Here is a 19,897-nt window from a genome sequence, read left to right as displayed (position 1 = left end):
GTTCCGGGCCGCCGGCTGGACGATAATGCGCATGTCATGCTGCGCTTCAAGGCGAAGGGTTCGGAGAAGCCGGCCAAGGGCATGCTCTGGTGCAGCCAGGTTGCTCCCGGCCATGAAAATGGCCTGATGGTCCGCGTCTACGGCACCAAGGGCGGGCTGGAATGGACCCAGAAGGACCCGAACTACTTGTGGTACACGCCTTTCGGCGAGTCGAAGCGGCTGATCACCCGGGGCGGCGCCGGTTCAGGCGCGGCTGCCGGCCGTGTCACGCGCGTGCCATCCGGGCATCCGGAAGGCTATCTCGAAGCCTTTGCGACGATCTATACGGAAGCCGCGCATGCGATCAATGCTCGCAAGAAGGGCAAGCCGGTCGACAAGGCTGTGGTCTACCCGACGGTCGATGACGGCGTGAAAGGTGTGGCCTTCGTCGAAGCCTGCGTCGCGTCTTCGAAGAAGAACGGCGCCTGGGTCAAGGTCTGAATTTACCGATCCGCGTGGCCAATGAAAAACGTCGAGGCGATCTCAAGTCGCCTCGGCGTTTTGTTTTATTTTGATCAGGCAGCAGCAGTGCGGCCACGCTTCAGCAGGCTGTCGACGCTCAACGGTCCGGCACCTGCCGCCACCAGATAAAGAAACACGAAGCAGAACAGGATCGCCGCGACGCCACCGTTCTGCGCGGGGTAGATGCCCTTCGACGCATGGCCGATGAAATAGGCGAAGGCCATCAGGCCGGAGAGCACGAAGGCTGCGATACGGGTCTGGAATCCGACAAGCACCAGGAAGCCGAGGTGAGTTCGAGCAGTCCGGCAATCCAGGAGAGCGAGCCCGCCGGCGGCACGCTTGCCGCAGCCGGAAAATGCAGGATCTTCTGTGTTCCGTAGCTGAAAAGTACAAGTGACGAGACGATGCGCAACAGGCTCAGCAGATGAGGCTGCAACGAATGGATCGAAGCGAGCATTGGATTCCTTTCACATTTGTGATGCCATTTCCCGTGTAAGGATCGCGGTCTCAACGGCCAAGTCACGACTGCTGACATTGCCGTTATGAGGTCGGCCGCGCGGTGAGGGAAGGTCAGTTGCAGCTGTTCTGCTTTTCCTCCTGCAACGTTGCAGTTTTTCTCGCCGTCAGCCTGTACTTTGCCTTCAGGCTTGGCTAAATCCGGCGCAAACGGCTCAACCTGAGAGATAGGATTTCCAGATGATCGATCCGAAGAAACTCGCGGAACGCTTTCCCGGCGACTTCACTTTCGGCGTTGCCACCGCTGCCTTCCAGATTGAAGGCGCCAGCAAAGCCGATGGCCGCAAGCCATCCATCTGGGATGCTTTCTGCAATATGCCCGGCCGCGTCCATAATCGCGATAACGGCGATATCGCCTGCGATCACTACAATCGCCTGGAGCAGGACCTCGATCTCATCAAGGAGATGGGGGTCGAAGCCTACCGGTTCTCGATTGCCTGGCCGCGCATTATCCCCGACGGCACGGGTCCGGTGAACGAGGCCGGCCTCGATTTCTACGATCGGCTGGTCGACGGCTGCAAGGCGCGGGGCATCAAGACCTTCGCGACGCTCTACCACTGGGACCTGCCTCTGCTGCTCGCCGGCGAGGGCGGCTGGACCGCGCGCTCGACTGCCCATGCGTTTCAGCGTTATGCCAAGACGGTGATGAACCGCCTTGGCGACCGCCTCGACCGGGTCGCGACTTTCAACGAACCCTGGTGCATCGTCTGGCTCAGCCACCTCTACGGCATCCATGCTCCGGGCGAGCGCAACATGCAGGCTGCCCTTCACGCCATGCATTACATGAACCTTGGCCACGGCCTCGGCGTCGAGGCGATCCGCTCGGAAGCCCCAAATGTGCCCGTCGGGCTTGTGCTCAACGCCGCCTCGATCATTCCCGGCTCCGACAGCCCGGCTGATCTTGCCGCCGGCGAGCGTGCGCATCAGTTCCACAACGGCGCTTTCTTCGATCCCGTCTTCAAAGGTGAATATCCAAAGGAATTCATTGAGGCGCTTGGCGATCGCATGCCGGTCATCGAGGATGGCGACATGAAGCTCATCAGCCAGAAACTCGACTGGTGGGGGCTGAACTATTATAAGCCCGAGCGGGTCACTGATGATGCCGAACGCAAAGGTGATTTCCCCTGGACGGTGGAAGCGCCGCCGGCAAGCGACGTCAGGACCGATATCGGCTGGGAAATCTATGCGCCGGGCTTGAAGCTCTCGGTCGAGGACCTCTATCGTCGTTACGACCTGCCGGAATGCTACATCACCGAGAACGGCGCCTGCGACAACACCGATGTCGTCGACGGCGAGGTCGACGACAAGATGCGCCTCGACTATGTCGGCGATCACCTCGACATCGTCGCCGGCCTCATCAAGGATGGCTATCCCCTGCGCGGCTATTTCGCCTGGAGCCTGATGGACAATTTCGAATGGGCGGAAGGCTACCGCATGCGCTTCGGCCTCGTGCATGTCGATTATCAGACCCAGGTACGCACGGTGAAGAAGAGCGGCAAGTGGTATCGCGAACTGGCGGCTCAGTTCCCGAAGGGCAATCACAAAGCGGGTTAGCGCAATTACTCCAGCGGGCACTTGATCCAGGCGCCTTTTGAACTTGCCCTTCCGGCGGAACGGCAAGCTGACGCTGCTTGCCATCAATTTCGCGACCACCGGCGGCACGGACAAAAATAGATCGTCAGACACGTGCAACAGGCGGTTGTTTAAACGTTTTTGAACCCTTGGCTGGCAAAGTACACCGGTCAGGGAGCTGTTATGCAGGCAGTCGGAAAGTCGCAGAGCAAGGGATCGGGAATAGGCCGTCACATTACCGTCACCGGCGTACTTTTCTCCTTCGCGGTCATCGTCGCCGTCGTCACCGTCATGGTGCTGACTGCGCTCGAACGCGTGACCGAAAACGCCAATCTCCTCGATGACGAGCGCTCGCGCGAAACGACGATCGGCGCGGTGAAGACATTCGAGGATCAGCTCGGCGCGACGCTCGACGATTATGCCGCCTGGGACGATGCCGCCGCCAACGTCTACGCGCCGGACGGTATGGCCTGGACGGTGAGCAATTACGGCGAGATGTCGGTCAATAGCTCGCTGTTCGACATAGCGATCGTCGTCGATGGCGAGAAGAAGGCGATCATGACCTATCGCGACGGCAAACCGATGGAGGAGCCGCTCACGGATTTCTTCGCGCCGTCGCTCTGGATCCTGCTCGACAGAGTGAAGGCGGCCGGCCCGGCCGATCGTCCTCAGGCGGTCGGTTTCGTCACCACCAAGCGGGGCATTGCCGCCGTCGGCGTGGCATTGGTGCGGAAAAAGTCTGGTGCGCTTGACGTGCCCGCCGACCAGCATCGTTATCTCGTTTTCGCTCGCCATCTCGATGACGACAGGGTGACTGCTCTCGGCCAGACCTATGTCATCGGCGGGCTGAGGCTGGCGCCGCCGAGCTTTGCGGCCGACTATCTCGTACCGATCGTCGATCCGACGGGGGCAACGCTCGGCAAGCTCGTCTGGGCCTCGCGTTCACCCGGCGATATCGCCTATGCACAGGTGCGGCCGATGGTCATCCAGGCGCTCGGTCTCGTCGGATTGTTTTTCGTAGTGCTGCTGGTCATCGGCTGGCTTGCCGGCCGCCGCCTGAAGGCAGAGGAAGGCAGCGCCCGCGAGGAGGCGCTGCGCGACAGGCTGAGCGGCCTTTCCAATCGGGATGGTCTCGGGCTCGCCGTCGATCGTTTTGTCATCGAAGCACGCCAGACAAAGCGCAATGTGCTGCTCCTCTACCTCGACCTCGATGGCTTCAAGGAAGTCAACGACAGCTATGGTCACGGCACCGGCGATCAGTTGATCCGTGCGGTCGCGGCCGGGCTCGCTGTGCTCATTCCGCAGGGTGCGGTTCTCGCCCGTATTGGCGGCGACGAATTTGCGATCGCCTTTCTCTCCGACAGCGAAAATGCCGCCGCCCTGCAGCTTGCCGAACAGATCCTCGATTTTCTCGTCGAGCCATTGGAGATCGGTCGCCGTGTCGTCGTCGTCGGGGCAAGCATTGGTATCGCCATGTCGCCTTTCGGTGCGATCGGGCGTGAGGAGCTGGTGCGCCGTTCCGACCTTGCCATGTACAAGGCAAAGGAGGCCGGCCGCGCGCGCATGACGCTCTACGATCCGTCGATGGATGCCGATCGAGAGCAGCGCAATGCGCTGGAACTCGACCTTCGGATCGCTATCGAAAGCGGCGACCTGACGCTTGCCTACCAGCCGCTGATCGATGCGGCGACGCATGCGATGACCGGCGTCGAGGCGCTGGTGCGCTGGAACCGTCCGGGCCATGGCCCTGTATCGCCCGAACTGTTTATCCCAATTGCCGAGACTAGCGGCCTCATCGAATCGCTCGGTCTGTTCGTGCTACGCAAAGCCTGCGAGACGGCGAAACAATGGCCGGACCTCAACGTTTCGGTCAACGTCTCGCCCGGCCAGTTCCGCAATCCCGCCTTTACCGACTATGTGCGCTACGTGCTGAAGCAGACGGAGATTGAGGCCGGCCGCATCACGCTCGAGATCACCGAAGGCTACATGATCCAGAATCCGCAGCGCACCCGCCAGTCGATCGAACGGTTGAAGGGGCTGGGGGTCAAGGTGGCGCTCGACGATTTTGGTTCTGGCTTCTCCTCGATCGGTTATCTCAGGCAGTTCGGCTTCGACCGCATCAAGATCGACCGTTCGCTGGTCATGGGTGTCAACGAAGACAAACGCCAGCGCGAGATGCTGCAGGCGACGGTGGCGCTCGCCCGCTCGCTCGACATTCCGGTGACGGCCGAAGGCATCGAGACCGAGGAGCAGGCAATAGMCATGCGCCTTTTCGGCTGCGACTGCCTGCAGGGCTATTGGTTCGGAAAGCCTGTGACATCAGACCTTATCACCGAGATGCTGAACGAGCGGCGTGCAGCCGGGCCGGAAACTCGGCGCCGTATCGGCGCAGCCTGACCGGCGGCCCGATCATCCTCAGGCAGCAAGGCTGGTCCAAACGGAACCCCGGCTCAGCTGCCGATATGCCGTTGGCCGCGCTTTTTCGCGAGGGCGATCTGGTGCTGCCGCTGACGGTAGCGCAGCCGGTCTTCCTCCGTGCGCGAGTGGTAGCAGTGGCTGCAGGAAACGCCTTCCTCGTAGAGCGGCGAGCTGATTTCCTCGGCGGTGATCGGGTTGCGGCAGGCGTGGCACAGCCTGTGTTCGCCTTGCTTCAGACCGTGCTCGACGGAGACGCGCTCGTCGAAGACGAAGCAGGCACCATCCCAGAGGCTTTCCTCCTGCGGCACTTCCTCCAGATATTTCAGGATGCCGCCCTTCAGATGATAGACCTCGTCGAAGCCCTCAGCCTTCATGAAAGCGGTGGCCTTCTCGCAACGTATTCCGCCGGTGCAGTACATGGCGACCTTCGGCTTGTTGTGCAGGCCGGTATTGTTGCGCACCCAATCGGGAAATTCACGGAAAGTCTTGGTCTTCGGGTCGAGCGCGCCGCGAAAGGTGCCGATTGCCGTCTCGTAATCGTTGCGGGTGTCGATGACGATGGTATCAGGATCGGAAATCAAAGCGTTCCAGTCCTTGGCCGCCACATAGGTGCCGACCACCTTGTTGGGGTCGATGTCCTCCACGCCCATGGTGACGATTTCCTTCTTCAGCTTCACCTTCATGCGCAGGAAGGGCATTTTCGAGGCGCGGCTTTCCTTGTGCTCCAGGCCCGAAAATTCCGGCTGGGCGCGCAGGAAGGCGAGCGCGGCGTGAATGCCGGCATCCGGGCCCCCGATCGTGCCGTTAATGCCTTCATGCGCCAGAAGCAGCGTTCCCTTGACGCCGTTCTCCTCGCAAAGCGTCTGCAGCGGTGCCTGCAGGCTGGCAAAGCGCGGCACGGAAACGAAATGGTAAAGTGCGGCCACGAGAAACGGGCTGGTGTGTGTCAGGCTGTCGGTCATGGGCCGGAAATACAGAAAATCGGCGGGCCGCGCAATTGCCTTCGCCGGCGGCGGCCTTGATCGCTGATCGATTACGCTCGCGCCTGCCACGCGGAAAACGGCCGTACGCCGAAACTCCGGTCGGGGATGTCGTCGAGAACGTTGATGAACTCGATCGAGTGCCCGTCCGGATCCTTGAAATAGATCGACAGCGCCGGCATCCAGCCGAGAACCACCGGTTCCGTCACCGGTTCACCGGCAAAGCCGAGAGGTTCCACACCCTTTGCCCTGAGAATGGCGGGCGCCTGAAGCACGCCGTTGGCGGTCATGCGGAAGGCGATATGCAGCTGCATTTTCAGCGGCCCGGTTCCTGTTTCCCAAAGGCCGAGCATGCCGGTCTTCCTGTCGTCCACCCAGAGGAAAGCGACTTTACGCTCCTCGAATGAGGCGGCAGGTTCGAGCCCGACGACATCGCGGTAGAAATCCGTGGAGGTCTCGAGATCGGCAACGGTCAGATGGGTCTCGTAGAGCCCGAGCACCTTCGGCATCGCGGCATTTTCGGCGGTCATTTTTTCCTCGCGGATCAAGTCTCTGCTTGTTCGACCACCGCAGGCTAGGACCTCAAGATTGGTTGAGGTCAACAGGTTTCCCCGCGAAAATCTTCAGATGCTGAAGCAATCGGAAATGCAGAGCAGCGCACAAGCACTTCCGGTTTCGCCGTCTCTCAACTCCCGGCCATCAGCCAGAGAAGCTCGATGCGCTGCGCTTCCTCGTCGGCATCATCGGCGAAGACGGCTTCGGCTTTGATCAGCGCTTGCCGCCGGTCTTCCTGCTGGCGGAAGATGATGATGTCGAGCAGATGCGCTAGGTCGTCATTGCGAGTGAAGAGCTGCGGTTCGGCCTCGACCAGTTCGGAGAGCACGGTGAGATCGTGGATGTGACCGAGATCCTCGACGAGTTCCTTGGCCGCATCCCGCTTGGCCTTCATCGCGCCCGGCCAGACGTCGCGCAAAAGGGTATGGTAGAGCCGATAGTCGTAGGTGCGTTTGCGCAGATCGTGGAAATCGTCGGCCGATGCCTCGCCGTGGCAAGCCGCAAGCGCGGCCTTGGCCTTGCGCGCAGTGCGGCGCCAGCTCTTCGCCAGCATGCGTGCATTCTTGCGGTGGCCGCCATCAAAGGAGACTGCGTCCAATGCGGCGATCGCCTCCTTCAGAACGCCGGAGGTTTCCGCGAGCCGCTGTTCCAGGCCGCTTTCGGCTTCGGCCATCCAGTCACGGCGTCCTTCGAGAATGGTGACGATGCGGCCGAGCGCCTCGCTCTCCTCGTTCCCGCGGGCTGCATGATGCAGATATTGAGCGGTGCCGATGAGGGCGGTAGCGTCGCGGATCGCCGAAAGCGAGCGTGCGGCATCGCGCAGCCGCGCATTTTCCTGGGCCTGAAAATCCGGCGTCTCGCGGGCCACGAGGCGATAGAGCGAGCGTAGTCGCTTCAGGTTCTTGCGGAAAGAATGGATCGCCTCATGCGCGCCGTCCGGGCGTTCCCCGAGGACAGTGACGGCGTGTTCCAGCTGCTTGGTCGCGACGCTGCGGAACGCTTCGGTGAAATCGGCGTCAGGCCGAATGCGATAGGCCATGCCTGTCGTGCCCGTATTCTGTGGCAAGCGCCTGGTTGGAATAACGGAAATCGCCGGTCACTTCGCGGCCGAGCCAGGCGGGCAGGGCCGGATCATCGGTTTCCGCCGTCATTTCGACCTCGGCGATTACCAGTCCACGATGCTCGCCGGTAAAGACGTCGACTTCCCAGACGAACCCCTCATGCGGAACGCGGTAGCGCGTCTTCTCGATGACGACGCCGATCGCGTTCTGCAACAGCTCTTCGGCGTCGGCGATCGGTATATCGTATTCGAATTCGTCACGGGTGATGGTGCTGCGGCCGATCTTGATCGTCAGTCTCGCCTTCTTGCCGTCGAGGACGCGTACCCGCACGGAACGATCGTCCATCGAGGCGATGTAACCCTGCCTGAGGACAGATTTCGTCTCGACAGCGGAACGCCATCCATCGCTGCGTACGAGAAACTTCCGCTCGATCTCTTTCGCCATACCGGTGAACCTTTTGTGACGATTGCGGCACGGTAGACCAATTTCCGCGCATTTCCTACCCATCTTGTCATATGGCCTGGTTTTATCTCGACAAGGTTCCGCCGGGGCGTTATTCGGGATCCGCATTCAATCGTTTCAAGGAAGTCGCACGACCATGGGCGAGAAAACAGACAAGCTCCTTTCCATCCTGAAACTCCAGCCGGTCGTTCCGGTTTTGATCGTCGACGATGCCAAGTCGGCGGTGCCGCTGGCCCGGGCGCTCGTCGCGGGCGGGCTGAAGGCGATCGAGATCACCATGCGCACGCCGGCAGCACTCGAGGCCGTGCGCGCTGTCGCAGCCGAGGTCGAGGGCGCCGAAGTCGGCGCCGGCACGATCCTCAATGTCGCCCATTGGGAGGCTGCCGTCGCGGCCGGTTCGAAGTTCATCGTCAGCCCGGGCACGACGCAGGAGCTGCTCGATGCCGCTGCCGATTCCGACGTGCCGCTGCTTCCGGGGGCCGCGACCGCCAGCGAAGTCATGGCGCTGCGCGAAGAAGGCTACCAGGTGCTGAAATTCTTCCCGGCCGAGCAGGCCGGTGGCGCCGCCTATCTCAAGGCGCTGTCCTCGCCGCTTGCCGGCACGCTGTTTTGCCCGACCGGCGGCATTTCGCTGAAGAACGCCAATGATTATCTCTCGCTGCCGAACGTCATCTGCGTCGGCGGCTCGTGGGTGGCGCCGAAGGAACTGGTCGCGGCCGGCGACTGGGCTGGCATTACCAAGCTCGCGGCAGAGGCGGCAGCGCTGAAGGCCTGAGTTTCGGCAGGGGGCGGGCGAGCCTGACGGCTCGATCCCGCTCCCCCTATTTGTATTTCAGCCGTCGCAAACCTATGTTCTCCTCCAGTTTCAAACAGGGAGACGACGAGGAATGTTCGACGCAAAGAAGCTTCTCGACCAGTTCTTGGGTTCACAGATGCCGGGTCTCGGCGGTTCGGTCCGCGACAGGGCCGGCGACGCCGTGCAGACGGCAAAGAACAATCCGCTGGCGACTGGCGCCATTGCCGCCGTGCTTCTCGGCACCAAGACCGGCCGCGGTATTGCCGGCAATGCACTGGCGATCGGCGGTCTTGCCGCGATTGCCGGCCTCGGCTACCAGGCCTACAAGAATTACCAGGCGGGACAGGCGCCCGCAGCCCCCTCGGATGCACCGTCGGCAAATAATCCGGTTCTCCTACCGCCGCCTGCCGAATCCGGTTTCGGACCGACATCGCCTGCCGGCAGCAATGAATTCGTCCTCGTGCTGATCCGCGCGATGATCGCCGCCGCCAAGGCCGACGGCCATATCGACGATGCCGAACGCGCCCTCATCATGGACAAGGTCAAGGCCGCCGATGTCAGCGGCGAGGCAGCGGCCTTCATCGAGCATGAACTCGCTTCGCCGACGGATATTGATGCGCTCGTTGCCGCCGCGACGACGGAAGAACAGCGCGTCGAGCTTTACACCGCCTCGCGGCTGACCATCGACCCGGATTCGCGCGCCGAGCGCGGTTATCTCGATCTGCTTGCCGGCCGCCTCGGCCTTGCCGACCAACTGGTCGACCATATCGAGGCAACGGTGTCCTCGGCCAAGGTGACCTTGTCACAGTGACATCTAAAGCATGTCGCGCAAAACTGTGCAGCGGTTTTGCGACAACGACATGCGTTGGAAATAGGGACCGAAAGCGCGAGGAGCGAATCTGAAAGATTGCGACGCGCTTTAGGCCGGTTGCCTTTGTTGGGTGGCTGGCCTATCCACTCTTGCGAAAAAGGGAGTGGACATGCGCGATCTTGCAAATTTCAAGGGCTGCCCGGCGCCGAAGCCGGTCACACTGAAGGGCCGTTTCGTTACCGTGGAGCCCTATCGGCGCGCCGAACATCTCGAGGCGCTGTGGGACGGGCTCGGCGGCATGGGCATCAATCCGCTGCTTCTCTATTTCGCCCAGGACGACTTCTCCGGTATCGACGATTTCGCCAACTGGCTGGAAAGCGCCTACACCAAGTCCGGCTGGCTCACCCATATCTTCCGCGACAACGCCACCGGCAAGATTCAAGGCATGGCCAATTACATGCGCGCCGACCCGGCGAACGGTGTCGTCGAGATCGGCGGTGTGGCGCATGGCGTCGAGATGAAGCGTTCGCCGCTTTCAACCGAGGCGCATTATCTGATGGCCAAACACGTCTTCGAGGATCTCGGATACCGCCGCTACGAATGGAAATGCGACAATAACAACGAAGCGAGCAAGACGACGGCCGCCCGTTACGGCTTCAGCTTCGAAGGGGTCTTCCGCCAGCACATGATCTCCAAGCATCGAAACCGCGACACCGCCTGGTTCTCGATGATCGATGCCGAATGGCCGATGATCAACGATGCCTTCGAAGCCTGGCTTTCGCCTGGGAATTTCGACGCCGAGGGCAACCAGATCCGCCGCCTGCAGGATGTCCGCGCCGATCTTGAAAAGGAAAGGCTCGTATGAGCCCGGAAAGCCGCTCGCAGGCAACCGCCGCCGGCATCATCCTGCTTGGCGCCGCTCTCGTCATCTATTTCCTGCCGACCATCGTGCTGTGGATCGGCAATTTCTCGCCGACGCTGGCGATCGTCGTCGGCGTCTGCCTGATCATGGCGTTTTTTGCAGTTTTCTGGCTGCGGGCGCGTTACCAGCGCAGCCGGGGAAAGTAATTTTATCCCTGCAGCGAGGCTCCGAGCAGCAGGGCGCCCATCAGCATGACGAGCACGGCGCCGAGGATTTCGATGGCGTTGCCGATCCAGATCGAGGCGGTCGAGCCGCGTCCGGAGAGGCGGACGGCCGCACTCTTGGCGGTGACGGCAAGTGTGGCAAGCAGGGAAACGGTGATCGCCGTGCCGAGCGACATGGCGGCGACCGAAAGCACGCCGCCGAGATAGAGCCCGTTCAATAGCGAGAAGGTCATGACCAGAAGTGCGCCGGAGCAGGGGCGCAGACCGACGGCAACGATCGCCGACCAGGCTTCGCGGACGCTGAACCTGTCGCCGCCGAGCAGGGCCGGATCGGGCACATGGGCATTGCCGCAGGTCTCGCAGACCATGCCGGGAACGAAGGTGTGGCCGGCTTCCACAGCCTGCGCCTTGCCGTTGAAGGCATAGGCCTGGCGTTCGGCGGCATTGTTCTTCCAGTCGAGCATCATGCTGACCGGACCGGCAGGCGTCGCCATCAGCCGGCGGCGCGGCATGTTGCCCACCAGTGAGCGCAGTTTGCGGAACAGCAGCCAGCCGCCGAACAGGATGACCATGACGAAGCTTGCGATCTCCATCGCGTGGGTCGCCGCCGTCAGCGTGATGCCGGTGCCGCGCAGCACCAGCCAGGCGCCGCCGACCAGCGCCACCGCTACCACGCCCTGGACGAAGGCCGAAATGAAGGAAATCACCACGCCGCGCTTCAATTCTACCTCGTTGGCGATCATGTAGGAGGAGATGACCGCCTTGCCGTGGCCCGGACCGGCGGCATGGAAGACGCCATAGGCGAAGGAGAGGCCGATCAGCGATGCCAGCTGCCACGGGTCTTGGCGCATCGCCTTCAAGGCGCCGGTCAGCGCCCGATAGAAGGCCTGCTGCTCATAGTTCACATAGAGCAAAAGCGGTGCGAGTGGCCCGCCTGTCGGCTGGAAGCTCGGCTCCGCCGTGCCGATGCCGAGCGGCGATTGCGCATGAGCGAGACTTGCAGCCGTCACCAGCGCAAGGGTCGCAGCAGAAAGGATGAGGGGTAGGCGTTTCGTCAGCATGTGACCTCCAGCCGGGTGGCGAAGAGTTTGGACATGTTGGTGCCGGTGGGATCGTTGAAGAAGGCGTCGGTCAGCGACTGTTTGTTTTGCGAGATCACCTCGTCGGCATCCGGCCGCACCACCTGATGTTTGCAGGCCTTGAAGCCGTCTCCGACGATCGCAAGCTCGTTGTCTGTGGGAAAATCGATCGAGGTGTAGAGCGTCGGGTCGTAGACGCCGAAGGTGAGCCTGCCCTTCAGCGGCATCTTCTCCACCGGCTTTACCGCGAAGAACATCAGCAGCTGGCCATCCTTGTAGTCGACATGGATGATGTCGGGCTTCTGGACGGTGATGTTCTTCCCGTTGATCGTCAGGTTCATGTAGTAGTCGTAATCGACAAGCGACTTCTTGACCGTGTTGCCGACGTCGGTCAGCTCGTTCGGCTCCAGCTTCAGGTCGGTGTTCTTGTCGAAATCCATGACCACAGAGGACGAAAAGACCTCGTCGAAGCGCCAGACATTGCGCAGTTCCTCGACACTGCCATCCTTGCCGGCCACGACTTCGAGACGTGCCTCCACGAAGATGTGCGGATGGGCAAAGGCGGCGGCCGGTGCCAGCGAAAGAAGCGCGGCGATCAGTATCGTTGATTGTCTCATCTATCCCGCTGCCCTGTTCGCTGCCCCTGACTTCTTGCCAGAAATTGGGACGGAATTGGGACCGGGCTCGGCATCGGATTCGCCGGACCGGATGTTGATCCGGGGCGGAATGTCGCATCGCTCCGTGAGGCCGTCGCCCTACGGATGCTTCTTGAACCAGTTGTGCAGGTAATCGACGAAGATCCTTACCTTGGCCGGCAGGTAGCGCCGGTGCGGATAGACGGCATAGATGCCGCGGTCGGTCGGGATGTAATCATTGAACAGCGTTACCAGTTCGCCGCTCTCGATCGGCTTGCGGGCGATGAAATCCGGGATGAAGGCTATGCCGATACCGGCGAGTGCCGCGCGTAATGTCGCATGAGGACTGTTGACCTCTATCGGTCCGGAAACGGCGACGGCGAACGAGGTGTTGTCGGGATTGTGGAAACGGATGCTCGCCTGGGTGCGCGCATTGGTGTCGACGATGAAGGGGACGTTGGAAAGGGCCGTCGGGTGATCGAGATCGGGATAACGCTCGAGAAACTCGGGTGTGGCGCAGATATGGATGCGGAAATCCGAGATCTTGCGGGCGATCATGCCGGAATCCTCGAGCTTGGTGATGCGGATCGCCACGTCGAAGCCTTCCTCGATCAGATCGACGAACCGGTCATCGGCGGCGATCTCCAGTGAAAGGTCCGGGTTCTCCTTAGCGAAATCGATCAGCGACTGGCCGACATCGGCATCGACAAAGGTGCGCGGCACGGAAATGCGCAGCCGTCCTTTAAGCTGTGCATTGTTCTCACGCACGAGATCGGCGAGGTTGTCGATCTCCTTGAGGATATCGGAAGCGGTGCGATAATAGGTGTGGCCGGCTTCGGTCATGGAGAACTGCCGGGTGGTACGGTTGAGCAGCAGCGCGCCGAGCTCATCCTCCAGTTCACGCACATATTTGGAGAGCAGCGCCTTCGAGCGGCCGGTGCGCCGCGCCGCAGCGGAAAAGCCCTCGGCTTCGACGACATCGATGAAAGCACGTATGCGGGTCAAGGTATCCATGGCACCCCTCGGGCTGTTTCGGAATGTTGAACAAATTGGCTTGTTTTGTTCAATTATTTTTTTGGCCTAAGATCAAAAAATCGCTTGATTATGAAGGCGAATATTCTTATTTCCCACTCAGCCCAAAGTCGCACGTGCCCATGGGTGTCCGCCGAACCCTCGAATTGGTGAGGAAATCGGTAAGGTACCTGGAATTAACCCCTCCAGTCGCTATTCCGGCCAACCGGAAAATGCGAGGACGCCTGAAGCAACGACGGTGCGGGCCTTTTTGTTCTCTCCCTGCTTTCCATCAGCGGGGGTTACTGAAGAGGCACACCATCATTGCCGGAAGTGCGGTTCGGATTCTCCCTCCAATCCATGGCAGACAAAGCCGAACTTACACCGCATCGCGGCGTTGGTTCACTATCTGCGCATCGAGCGCTTGCTATGGTTCCGGGGTCTCCACCGGCTGGTTCCAATGCGAGCTATCGTATGCCCTTTGTCCTCCGGTTGAAACCGGAGCTCTGGAATTGGAAGAGGGAATCGATATGACCACCCAGCGCATCCGCGACTTTCTCGCAACCCGACGTCCCGATGGTCCCTGCCTCGTGGTTGACCTCGACGTCGTTCGCGATAATTTTCACGCCTTCCGCCACGCCATGCCGGACAGCGCCATCTATTACGCCGTCAAGGCCAATCCTGCTCCCGAAGTGCTGAAGCTGCTTGCAGGCCTCGGCTCCAATTTCGATTGCGCATCCGTTGCCGAAATCGAAATGGCGCTCGAAGCCGGTGCAACCGCCGCCCGCATTTCCTACGGCAACACGATCAAGAAGGAACGTGACGTTGCCCGCGCGCATGCGCTCGGCGTCAGCCTCTTTGCCGTCGACAGCCATGAGGAAGTCGAGAAGATTTCGCGCGCCGCTCCCGGCGCCCGCGTCTTCTGCCGCGTGCTCACGGATGGTGAAGGCGCTGAATGGCCGCTGTCGCGCAAGTTCGGCTGCGTTCCGCAGATGGCTGTCGACGTTCTCGTCTACGCCCATCAGCTTGGCCTGCACTCCTACGGCGTCTCGTTCCATGTCGGTTCGCAGATGACCAAGGTCGATGCCTGGGATTCGGCGCTCGCCGATGCCAAGCGCGTCTTCGTATCGCTTGCCAAGCAGGGTATCCACCTGCAGATGGTCAACATGGGCGGCGGCTTCCCGACCAAGTACCTGCGTGACGTTCCGTCCGCAGAAGCTTACGGCAAGTCGATCTACCAGGCGCTGCGCACGCATTTCGGCAACCAGATCCCGCAGACGATCATCGAGCCGGGCCGCGGCATGGTCGGCAATGCCGGTGTCATCAAGGCGGAAGTCGTTCTGATTTCGAAGAAGTCGGACAATGACGAAGCGCGCTGGGTCTTCCTCGACATCGGCAAGTTCGGCGGTCTCGCCGAGACGATGGACGAAGCCATCCGCTATCCGATCCGCACGGATCACGACGGCGATGAGATGGAACCCTGCGTGATCGCCGGCCCGACCTGCGATTCGGCCGACGTGCTCTACGAGAAGAACCTTTATCCGCTGCCGATCTCCCTTTCGATCGGCGACGAGGTTCTGATTGAAGGCACCGGCGCCTATACGACGACCTATTCGGCGGTCGCTTTCAACGGTTTCGAACCGCTGAAGGCTTACGTCATCTAAGGTCGTTTCCGCCGGCCCCGTAACCAGCCGGGGCGGCAAATTCACAATTTTCCTTCATCGCCGCTGATAACGGTATTGGGTACGGGAGGCCAAGATGGCCGCTGTTCTTGATTCTGTCCGCGCATTCTTTGCGCCCACCACTTTCACCATCGACGCCGAAAATCCCTCGGATGTCGTTGCTCGTGAAAACCTGCTCGACCGCGTCATGGGCGCGGATCGCCGCAAGAAATCGTCGGAGAAGATTCGCCGCAACCGCGTTCCGGCCGAGGGTCTTGCGCTCGTCGCGCGCGATCGCGACGGCCGTGTCATCGGTACGGTGCGGCTCTGGAACATCGAGGCCGGCGTCAATGACGAAGGCACGCCGATCAATGCACTGCTGCTCGGGCCGCTTGCTGTTGCCTTACAGCATGGCGGTAAGGGCATCGGCGCGGCGTTGATGCGCGCGGCGGTCCTCGAAGCGAAGAATCGCGAGCACGGCGCCGTCCTGCTCGTCGGCGATGCGGCCTATTACGAGCGTTTCGGCTTCTTTGCCGAAAAGGCCCGCCATCTCGTCATGCCGGGTCCGTTCGAACGCTCGCGCTTTCTTGCGCTCGAACTCACGGAAGGCTGGCTTGACGGCGCGGCCGGCATGATCGTCCCTTCGGGGCGCATGCTGGCCAGCGCGCCGGTTCGCCGCGCAGCCTAGCGCATCGACCCGAAAAGACGCTCGGCTCTGTAAGGCTGCGCCGACCGGCCGGCCAGGTTGGGAATTCTTCCCCCGGCTGGTAATGTCCGCGCCGTTTGACCACCCAGGCAGGCGGGCCTGGTGTGGTTGCGGCGCGGATATCTTTTTGGCGGGTGAAGCGGCGCGTGGTCGCTAGCGCCCCGGCGCACGCGGAAACACAATCGCGTGAAACGGGCCGTCGGCAGGCGAACATGTCGCGGCGATATCCTATCTTGCGCCGCATGATCCGCCTTCTCTCCCTTCTGCTTCTCCTCTGCCTGCCGCTTGCCGCAACGGAGCCGGTGGCTGCCCAGAGCACGGCTTCCGCCGTTGCCGGGCTTGGTCCGCGTCTCGATCACGCGGCGAGCGACCCCGCGATGGGGTCTCTCAAGACGGTGATCGTCGCTCGCGACGGACGCGTGCTCAGCGAGCGCGGGTTCCATGGTCATTCGCCGTCGGAATCGACCAATATCAAATCCGCTTCGAAATCGATCATTTCGGCGCTGGTCGGTATCGCCATCGACAAAGGCCTGCTCAACGGGCCGGATCAGAAGATCGCACAGATCCTGAAGGCCGATCTCCCTGCAACGCCCGACCCGCGCATCAACGACATCACCATCGGTAATCTTCTCTCCATGCAGGCCGGGCTCGATCGCATGTCGGGGCCGAACTACGGTCACTGGGTCTCCTCGCGCAACTGGGTGCGTTTTGCGCTCTCGCAGCCTTTCGTCGATCAGCCCGGTGGCGAGATGCTCTACTCCACCGCATCCACGCATCTGCTTTCGGCCATTCTCACCAAGGTCGGCCGGCGCTCGACGCTGGCGCTGGCGCGCGAATGGCTGGGTCCTGTCGACGGTTTCCGCATCGGTGCCTGGGAGCGCGATCCGCAGGGCATCTATCTCGGCGGCAATCAGATGGCGATGAGCGCCCGGTCGCTGCTTGCCTTCGGCGAACTCTACCGCAACGGCGGCAAGACCGCTGACGGCCGCCAGATCGTCCCTGCCGACTGGATCTCCCAGTCGTGGCAGCAGCGCACAAACTCGCGCTTCTCGGGCGATGAATATGGCTATGGCTGGTTCACGCGGCAGATCGGCGGCGAGCAGGTGCATTTCGCCTGGGGTTATGGCGGGCAGATGCTCTACATCGTGCCGTCGCTCGATCTCACCGTCGTCATGACCTCGGAAGAGAGCGGCCCGTCTGCCCGGAATGGCTACAGGGACTTGCTGCACGGTCTGTTGGCGGACATTATCGGCGCGGTGCGGGCCGCCTGAAGACAGCGCCGCGCGTCTTTGCAGATGCATAAAGGACGCTGCAACGCCTGAATTGCTGCATTATGCAGCAGGAAAATCCCGCGATCGCTAAATTCTTAGCGAAGCCTCCAATCAAACCGCAAAACGCTTGCTGTAAGTTCCGCGGGAATTTCGGGAAAGCGCCATGCTGCTGGATCTCAGGACAATCTACTTCATTGTTGCCGTGAGCTGTTTCGTACTGGGCATTCTCCAGCTTGCAGCCTATGCGACCGGCCGCTTCGAGAGGTGGCCGCTGTGGTGGGGCCTGAGCAACCTTCTTGTCGGCGTCGGGTCCTTCCTCGTCGCGTTGCGCAATCTCGTTCCCTACTCTGTCTCGATCGACGGTGGCAATATCGTCACCATCGCCGGCTACATGCTGATGTTCTTTGCCGTGCGGGTGTTTTCGGGACGAGCGCTCGACCAGCGCACCTTCTGGCTTGCCATCTTGCTCGTCAGCGTTCCTGTCGTACTGATCGTCAGCGATCCATCGGCAATCTCGGCGAGGCTCCTCTACGTCTCCGTCATCTGCTGCCTCTGCGATCTTGCCGTCGCAAGGGAAGCGATCAGCATTGTCCGGCGCGAGAGGCTTTATTCGGCAGCCTTGCTTGTCGGCCTCTATACTTGCACCGCGGCGATCTTTGCGGTTCGGAGCATTCTCGCGGCGACTGGTGAGATTGGCGGGCCGGATCCTTTCGGCAGCAGTGCAATTCACAGCTGGATGGCGGTGTCGGCGGTTGCGTTCATCATGCTGCGCAGCATGGCCATGGTGCTGATGGCTGCCGAGCGCAGCCGAAATCAGCTGACGGAACTCGCTCACCACGATCCGCTGACCGGCGCGCTCAATCGCGGCGGCCTTGCCCAGCATCTGCCGGCTCTCGCTTCCCAGCCGGTATCGCTGCTGATCATCGATATCGACCATTTCAAGCAACTGAACGACAGGCATGGCCATGCCGCCGGCGACGACATGCTGCGGCTTTTCGCCAGCGTTTCGAGAGGCATCATGCGCTCCGACGACCTGCTTGCCCGTCAAGGTGGGGATGAGTTCCTGGCGGTGCTGAAAAACGCTTCCCGGGAAGATGCGGTGGCGATTGCCGAGCGCATCCGTCTCGCCTTCGCCGCTGCCGTCCTGCAGTGGCCGGATCTGGCCGTCTTTCCAACGCTGAGCATCGGCGTTGCCGCGCGTGCGGAAAGCGGCGGAGATTTTGAACGGCTGATGCAGAAGGCGGACGAGGCGCTCTATCGTTCGAAGCGCGAAGGCCGCAACCGGGTCGAAGTCTTTGGAGAAAATCAGCAGGCCGCTTAGCGAAAAGGGCCGAACTCATTATCTCGGAGCGATCCTAGATGTTCTGGTCCATCGTCTCGGCCGGGATTTCATCGGCGCGGTGGATGCGTACGACGGCGGCTGGCACGCCGGCGACCGTGCAATGCTCGGGCACCGATTTGAGCACGACGMTGCCGGCGGCGACTTTGCTGAAGGCGCCGATTTCGATATTGCCGAGGATCTTGGCGCCCGCGCCGATCATCACGCCGTGGCGGATCTTCGGGTGGCGGTCGCCGGTTTCCTTGCCGGTGCCGCCGAGCGTGACGTTTTGCAGGATCGAAACTTCATCCTCGATGACAGCCGTTTCGCCGATGACGATGCCCGAACCGTGGTCGAGCATGATGGACGCGCCGATCCGCGCCGCCGGATGGATATCCGGGCCGAAGACCAGCGAAACGAGATTGGCGAGCCAGCTGGCGATCTCCGAACGGCCGGCGACCCAGAGCGCATGGGCGATGCGGTGCGTCTGCAGCGCATGAAAGCCCTTGAGGTTGAGAAGCGCGTGCAGAAATGTGGTGCAGGCCGGATCGCGTTCGCGCACGGCAACGAGATCGGCCTCGACCTTCCGCATGATGTCTGTGGTCAATGTGGACCGGATGAGATCAAACAGATCACCTGTCTCGACCTGTGCCACGGAGAGTCGCGCGGCCAGCACGCTGGCGATGATCTCATCATTGCCGGCAGTGTCCGTTACCTCAGCGGCAAGCAGCCGCTGCAATATCGGCTCGCGTGCGGCAAGCTCGGCCGCCTCGGCGCGGATCACGGCCCAGACGGATGCATCGCCCAACGGCTGCGGCTGTTGCTCGGCTAAACCGAGGCCGGTCGATTTCGACATTCCCGTTTCCTCTGTCAGCCAGGGCGGCGCGCAAAGCGCGTCCTGCGTGCGGTTCATGTTTCGCCCGGGCAAGGCATTTGGCAAGCCCTGATTATAGTCTAGCCGTCCGACGGTTGCAGGCCAGGTGTCAGCTCCGGAAGCCGGCGCCAGTGATAAAGCACATCAGGCTCCCGTTCTTCGTTGTCGGCGCCATCGGTCTCCTCCTCGGCGGCAAAACCGTGCCGTTCGTAGAAAGCGCGAGCGCCCGCATTACGCTGGAAGGTCCAGAGCCTGATCTCGTCCATCTCCTCCTTGGCGCAGCCGAGAAGCAGGGAGCCGATGCCCATGCCCTGAAAGTCGGGGAGAACGTAAAGCTGCGCTATCCAATTGTCGCCATAGGCGATGACACCGATGAGTCGGTTGCCCATGGCAGCGCCGAGGATCGAGCAATTCGGCAGCAGGTGCATGCGCCAGTACTGCTCCTCTTCCTCGGGCGTATGCACATCCGGCAGCCAGGGCAGCCGCTGCCACAGGGCGACACGTCTGATTTCGGCTGCGGCTTGCATGTGGTCGGCCGTCAGCGCCACGATTCGGGTTCCGTCAGGGCGTCGTCCATTGCCGGC

19 protein-coding genes and 2 pseudogenes are annotated in these 19,897 nt (G+C 61.6%); 11 read left to right on the top strand and 10 right to left on the bottom strand.

The genetic code is table 11. The features are described from left to right. The coding region (locus AC1ECN_RS01305; protein WP_477951937.1) for a Gfo/Idh/MocA family oxidoreductase at positions 1–480 on the top strand (480 nt) is incomplete at its 5' end. A gap of 74 nt (positions 481–554) precedes the next feature. On the opposite strand, the pseudogene AC1ECN_RS01300 reads toward AC1ECN_RS01305, so the two are convergent. After that, positions 555–958: pseudogene (locus AC1ECN_RS01300) on the bottom strand (DoxX family protein). Between the two features lie 239 nt (positions 959–1,197). Here AC1ECN_RS01300 and AC1ECN_RS01295 point away from each other — a divergent pair. Further along, a complete protein-coding gene (locus AC1ECN_RS01295; RefSeq protein ID WP_130673117.1) occupies positions 1,198–2,571 on the top strand; it encodes a GH1 family beta-glucosidase in 1,374 nt (457 codons plus the stop codon). Between the two features lie 201 nt (positions 2,572–2,772). After that, positions 2,773–4,986: a putative bifunctional diguanylate cyclase/phosphodiesterase gene (locus AC1ECN_RS01290; RefSeq protein WP_477951935.1), complete on the top strand. Its 2,214-nt coding sequence runs from the start codon at positions 2,773–2,775 to the stop codon at positions 4,984–4,986. A gap of 53 nt (positions 4,987–5,039) precedes the next feature. Here AC1ECN_RS01290 and trhO read toward each other — a convergent pair whose 3' ends face one another. The 4 genes from trhO to AC1ECN_RS01270 form a co-directional block, all read right to left on the bottom strand. Next, entirely contained in the window at positions 5,040–5,969 is a 930-nt protein-coding gene (gene trhO / locus AC1ECN_RS01285) for an oxygen-dependent tRNA uridine(34) hydroxylase TrhO (protein ID WP_130673115.1), read from the bottom strand. Positions 5,970–6,040: 71 nt separating this feature from the next. Then, a complete protein-coding gene (locus tag AC1ECN_RS01280; RefSeq protein WP_130656254.1) occupies positions 6,041–6,517 on the bottom strand; it encodes a VOC family protein in 477 nt (158 codons plus the stop codon). A 155-nt stretch (positions 6,518–6,672) separates the two neighbouring features. Then, on the bottom strand, positions 6,673–7,581 hold the full coding sequence (locus AC1ECN_RS01275) for a CHAD domain-containing protein (RefSeq protein WP_024322282.1): 909 nt from the start codon (positions 7,579–7,581) through the stop codon (positions 6,673–6,675). Beyond that, positions 7,559–8,047, bottom strand: a complete 489-nt coding sequence (locus AC1ECN_RS01270; protein ID WP_024322283.1) for a CYTH domain-containing protein — start codon at positions 8,045–8,047, stop codon at positions 7,559–7,561. The genes AC1ECN_RS01275 and AC1ECN_RS01270 overlap by 23 nt, the downstream gene beginning before the upstream one ends. A gap of 154 nt (positions 8,048–8,201) precedes the next feature. On the opposite strand from AC1ECN_RS01270, the gene AC1ECN_RS01265 reads away from it, so the two are divergent. From AC1ECN_RS01265 to AC1ECN_RS01250, 4 genes are all read left to right on the top strand, one after another. Beyond that, positions 8,202–8,840 carry a 2-dehydro-3-deoxy-phosphogluconate aldolase gene (locus AC1ECN_RS01265; RefSeq protein ID WP_130662259.1) on the top strand — a complete coding sequence of 213 codons (639 nt, stop codon included), beginning with the start codon at positions 8,202–8,204 and terminating at the stop codon, positions 8,838–8,840. A 112-nt stretch (positions 8,841–8,952) separates the two neighbouring features. Further along, positions 8,953–9,672, top strand: coding sequence for a tellurite resistance TerB family protein (locus AC1ECN_RS01260; protein WP_018072739.1), 720 nt, complete (start codon positions 8,953–8,955; stop codon positions 9,670–9,672). Between the two features lie 169 nt (positions 9,673–9,841). Then, the gene (locus tag AC1ECN_RS01255) at positions 9,842–10,537 is read left to right on the top strand and encodes a GNAT family N-acetyltransferase (protein WP_024322285.1); all 696 of its coding nucleotides are present in this window, start codon (positions 9,842–9,844) and stop codon (positions 10,535–10,537) included. Continuing rightward, entirely contained in the window at positions 10,534–10,740 is a 207-nt protein-coding gene (locus tag AC1ECN_RS01250; protein WP_018072741.1) for a hypothetical protein, read from the top strand. Before AC1ECN_RS01255 ends, AC1ECN_RS01250 begins: the two co-directional genes overlap by 4 nt. Positions 10,741–10,742: 2 nt before the next feature. Here the strand turns inward: AC1ECN_RS01250 and AC1ECN_RS01245 are convergent, their stop codons facing one another. The 3 genes from AC1ECN_RS01245 to AC1ECN_RS01235 all read right to left on the bottom strand — a co-directional run bounded on the left by AC1ECN_RS01245 (position 10,743) and on the right by AC1ECN_RS01235 (position 13,486). Continuing rightward, positions 10,743–11,819, bottom strand: a complete 1,077-nt coding sequence (locus AC1ECN_RS01245; protein ID WP_130662258.1) for a nickel/cobalt transporter — start codon at positions 11,817–11,819, stop codon at positions 10,743–10,745. After that, a complete protein-coding gene (locus AC1ECN_RS01240) occupies positions 11,813–12,454 on the bottom strand; it encodes a DUF1007 family protein (protein ID WP_130673114.1) in 642 nt (213 codons plus the stop codon). The genes AC1ECN_RS01245 and AC1ECN_RS01240 overlap by 7 nt, the downstream gene beginning before the upstream one ends. Positions 12,455–12,592: 138 nt before the next feature. Next, complete coding sequence (locus AC1ECN_RS01235) at positions 12,593–13,486, bottom strand: LysR family transcriptional regulator (RefSeq protein ID WP_018483511.1); 894 nt, start codon at positions 13,484–13,486, stop codon at positions 12,593–12,595. Between the two features lie 527 nt (positions 13,487–14,013). Here AC1ECN_RS01235 and odc2 point away from each other — a divergent pair. From odc2 to AC1ECN_RS01215, 4 genes are all read left to right on the top strand, one after another. Next, positions 14,014–15,147, top strand: coding sequence for an ornithine/lysine decarboxylase (odc2, locus tag AC1ECN_RS01230; protein ID WP_130662257.1), 1,134 nt, complete (start codon positions 14,014–14,016; stop codon positions 15,145–15,147). 94 nt (positions 15,148–15,241) lie between these two features. Continuing rightward, entirely contained in the window at positions 15,242–15,832 is a 591-nt protein-coding gene (locus AC1ECN_RS01225) for a GNAT family N-acetyltransferase (protein WP_130662256.1), read from the top strand. Positions 15,833–16,092: 260 nt separating this feature from the next. Continuing rightward, positions 16,093–17,121: a serine hydrolase domain-containing protein gene (locus AC1ECN_RS01220; protein WP_130673560.1), complete on the top strand. Its 1,029-nt coding sequence runs from the start codon at positions 16,093–16,095 to the stop codon at positions 17,119–17,121. 163 nt (positions 17,122–17,284) lie between these two features. Next, positions 17,285–18,442 carry a GGDEF domain-containing protein gene (locus AC1ECN_RS01215; protein WP_130662255.1) on the top strand — a complete coding sequence of 386 codons (1,158 nt, stop codon included), beginning with the start codon at positions 17,285–17,287 and terminating at the stop codon, positions 18,440–18,442. A 34-nt stretch (positions 18,443–18,476) separates the two neighbouring features. Here the strand turns inward: AC1ECN_RS01215 and cysE are convergent, their stop codons facing one another. Beyond that, on the bottom strand, positions 18,477–19,295 hold the full coding sequence (gene cysE / locus AC1ECN_RS01210; RefSeq protein WP_477951928.1) for a serine O-acetyltransferase: 819 nt from the start codon (positions 19,293–19,295) through the stop codon (positions 18,477–18,479). Between the two features lie 98 nt (positions 19,296–19,393). Next, a pseudogene (locus AC1ECN_RS01205) lies at positions 19,394–19,890 on the bottom strand (N-acetyltransferase family protein). Positions 19,891–19,897: the final 7 nt, after the last annotated feature.

Source organism: Rhizobium sp. 01N447_2, from assembly GCF_056399245.1.
This window is presented reverse-complemented; position numbering and strand designations above follow the sequence as displayed.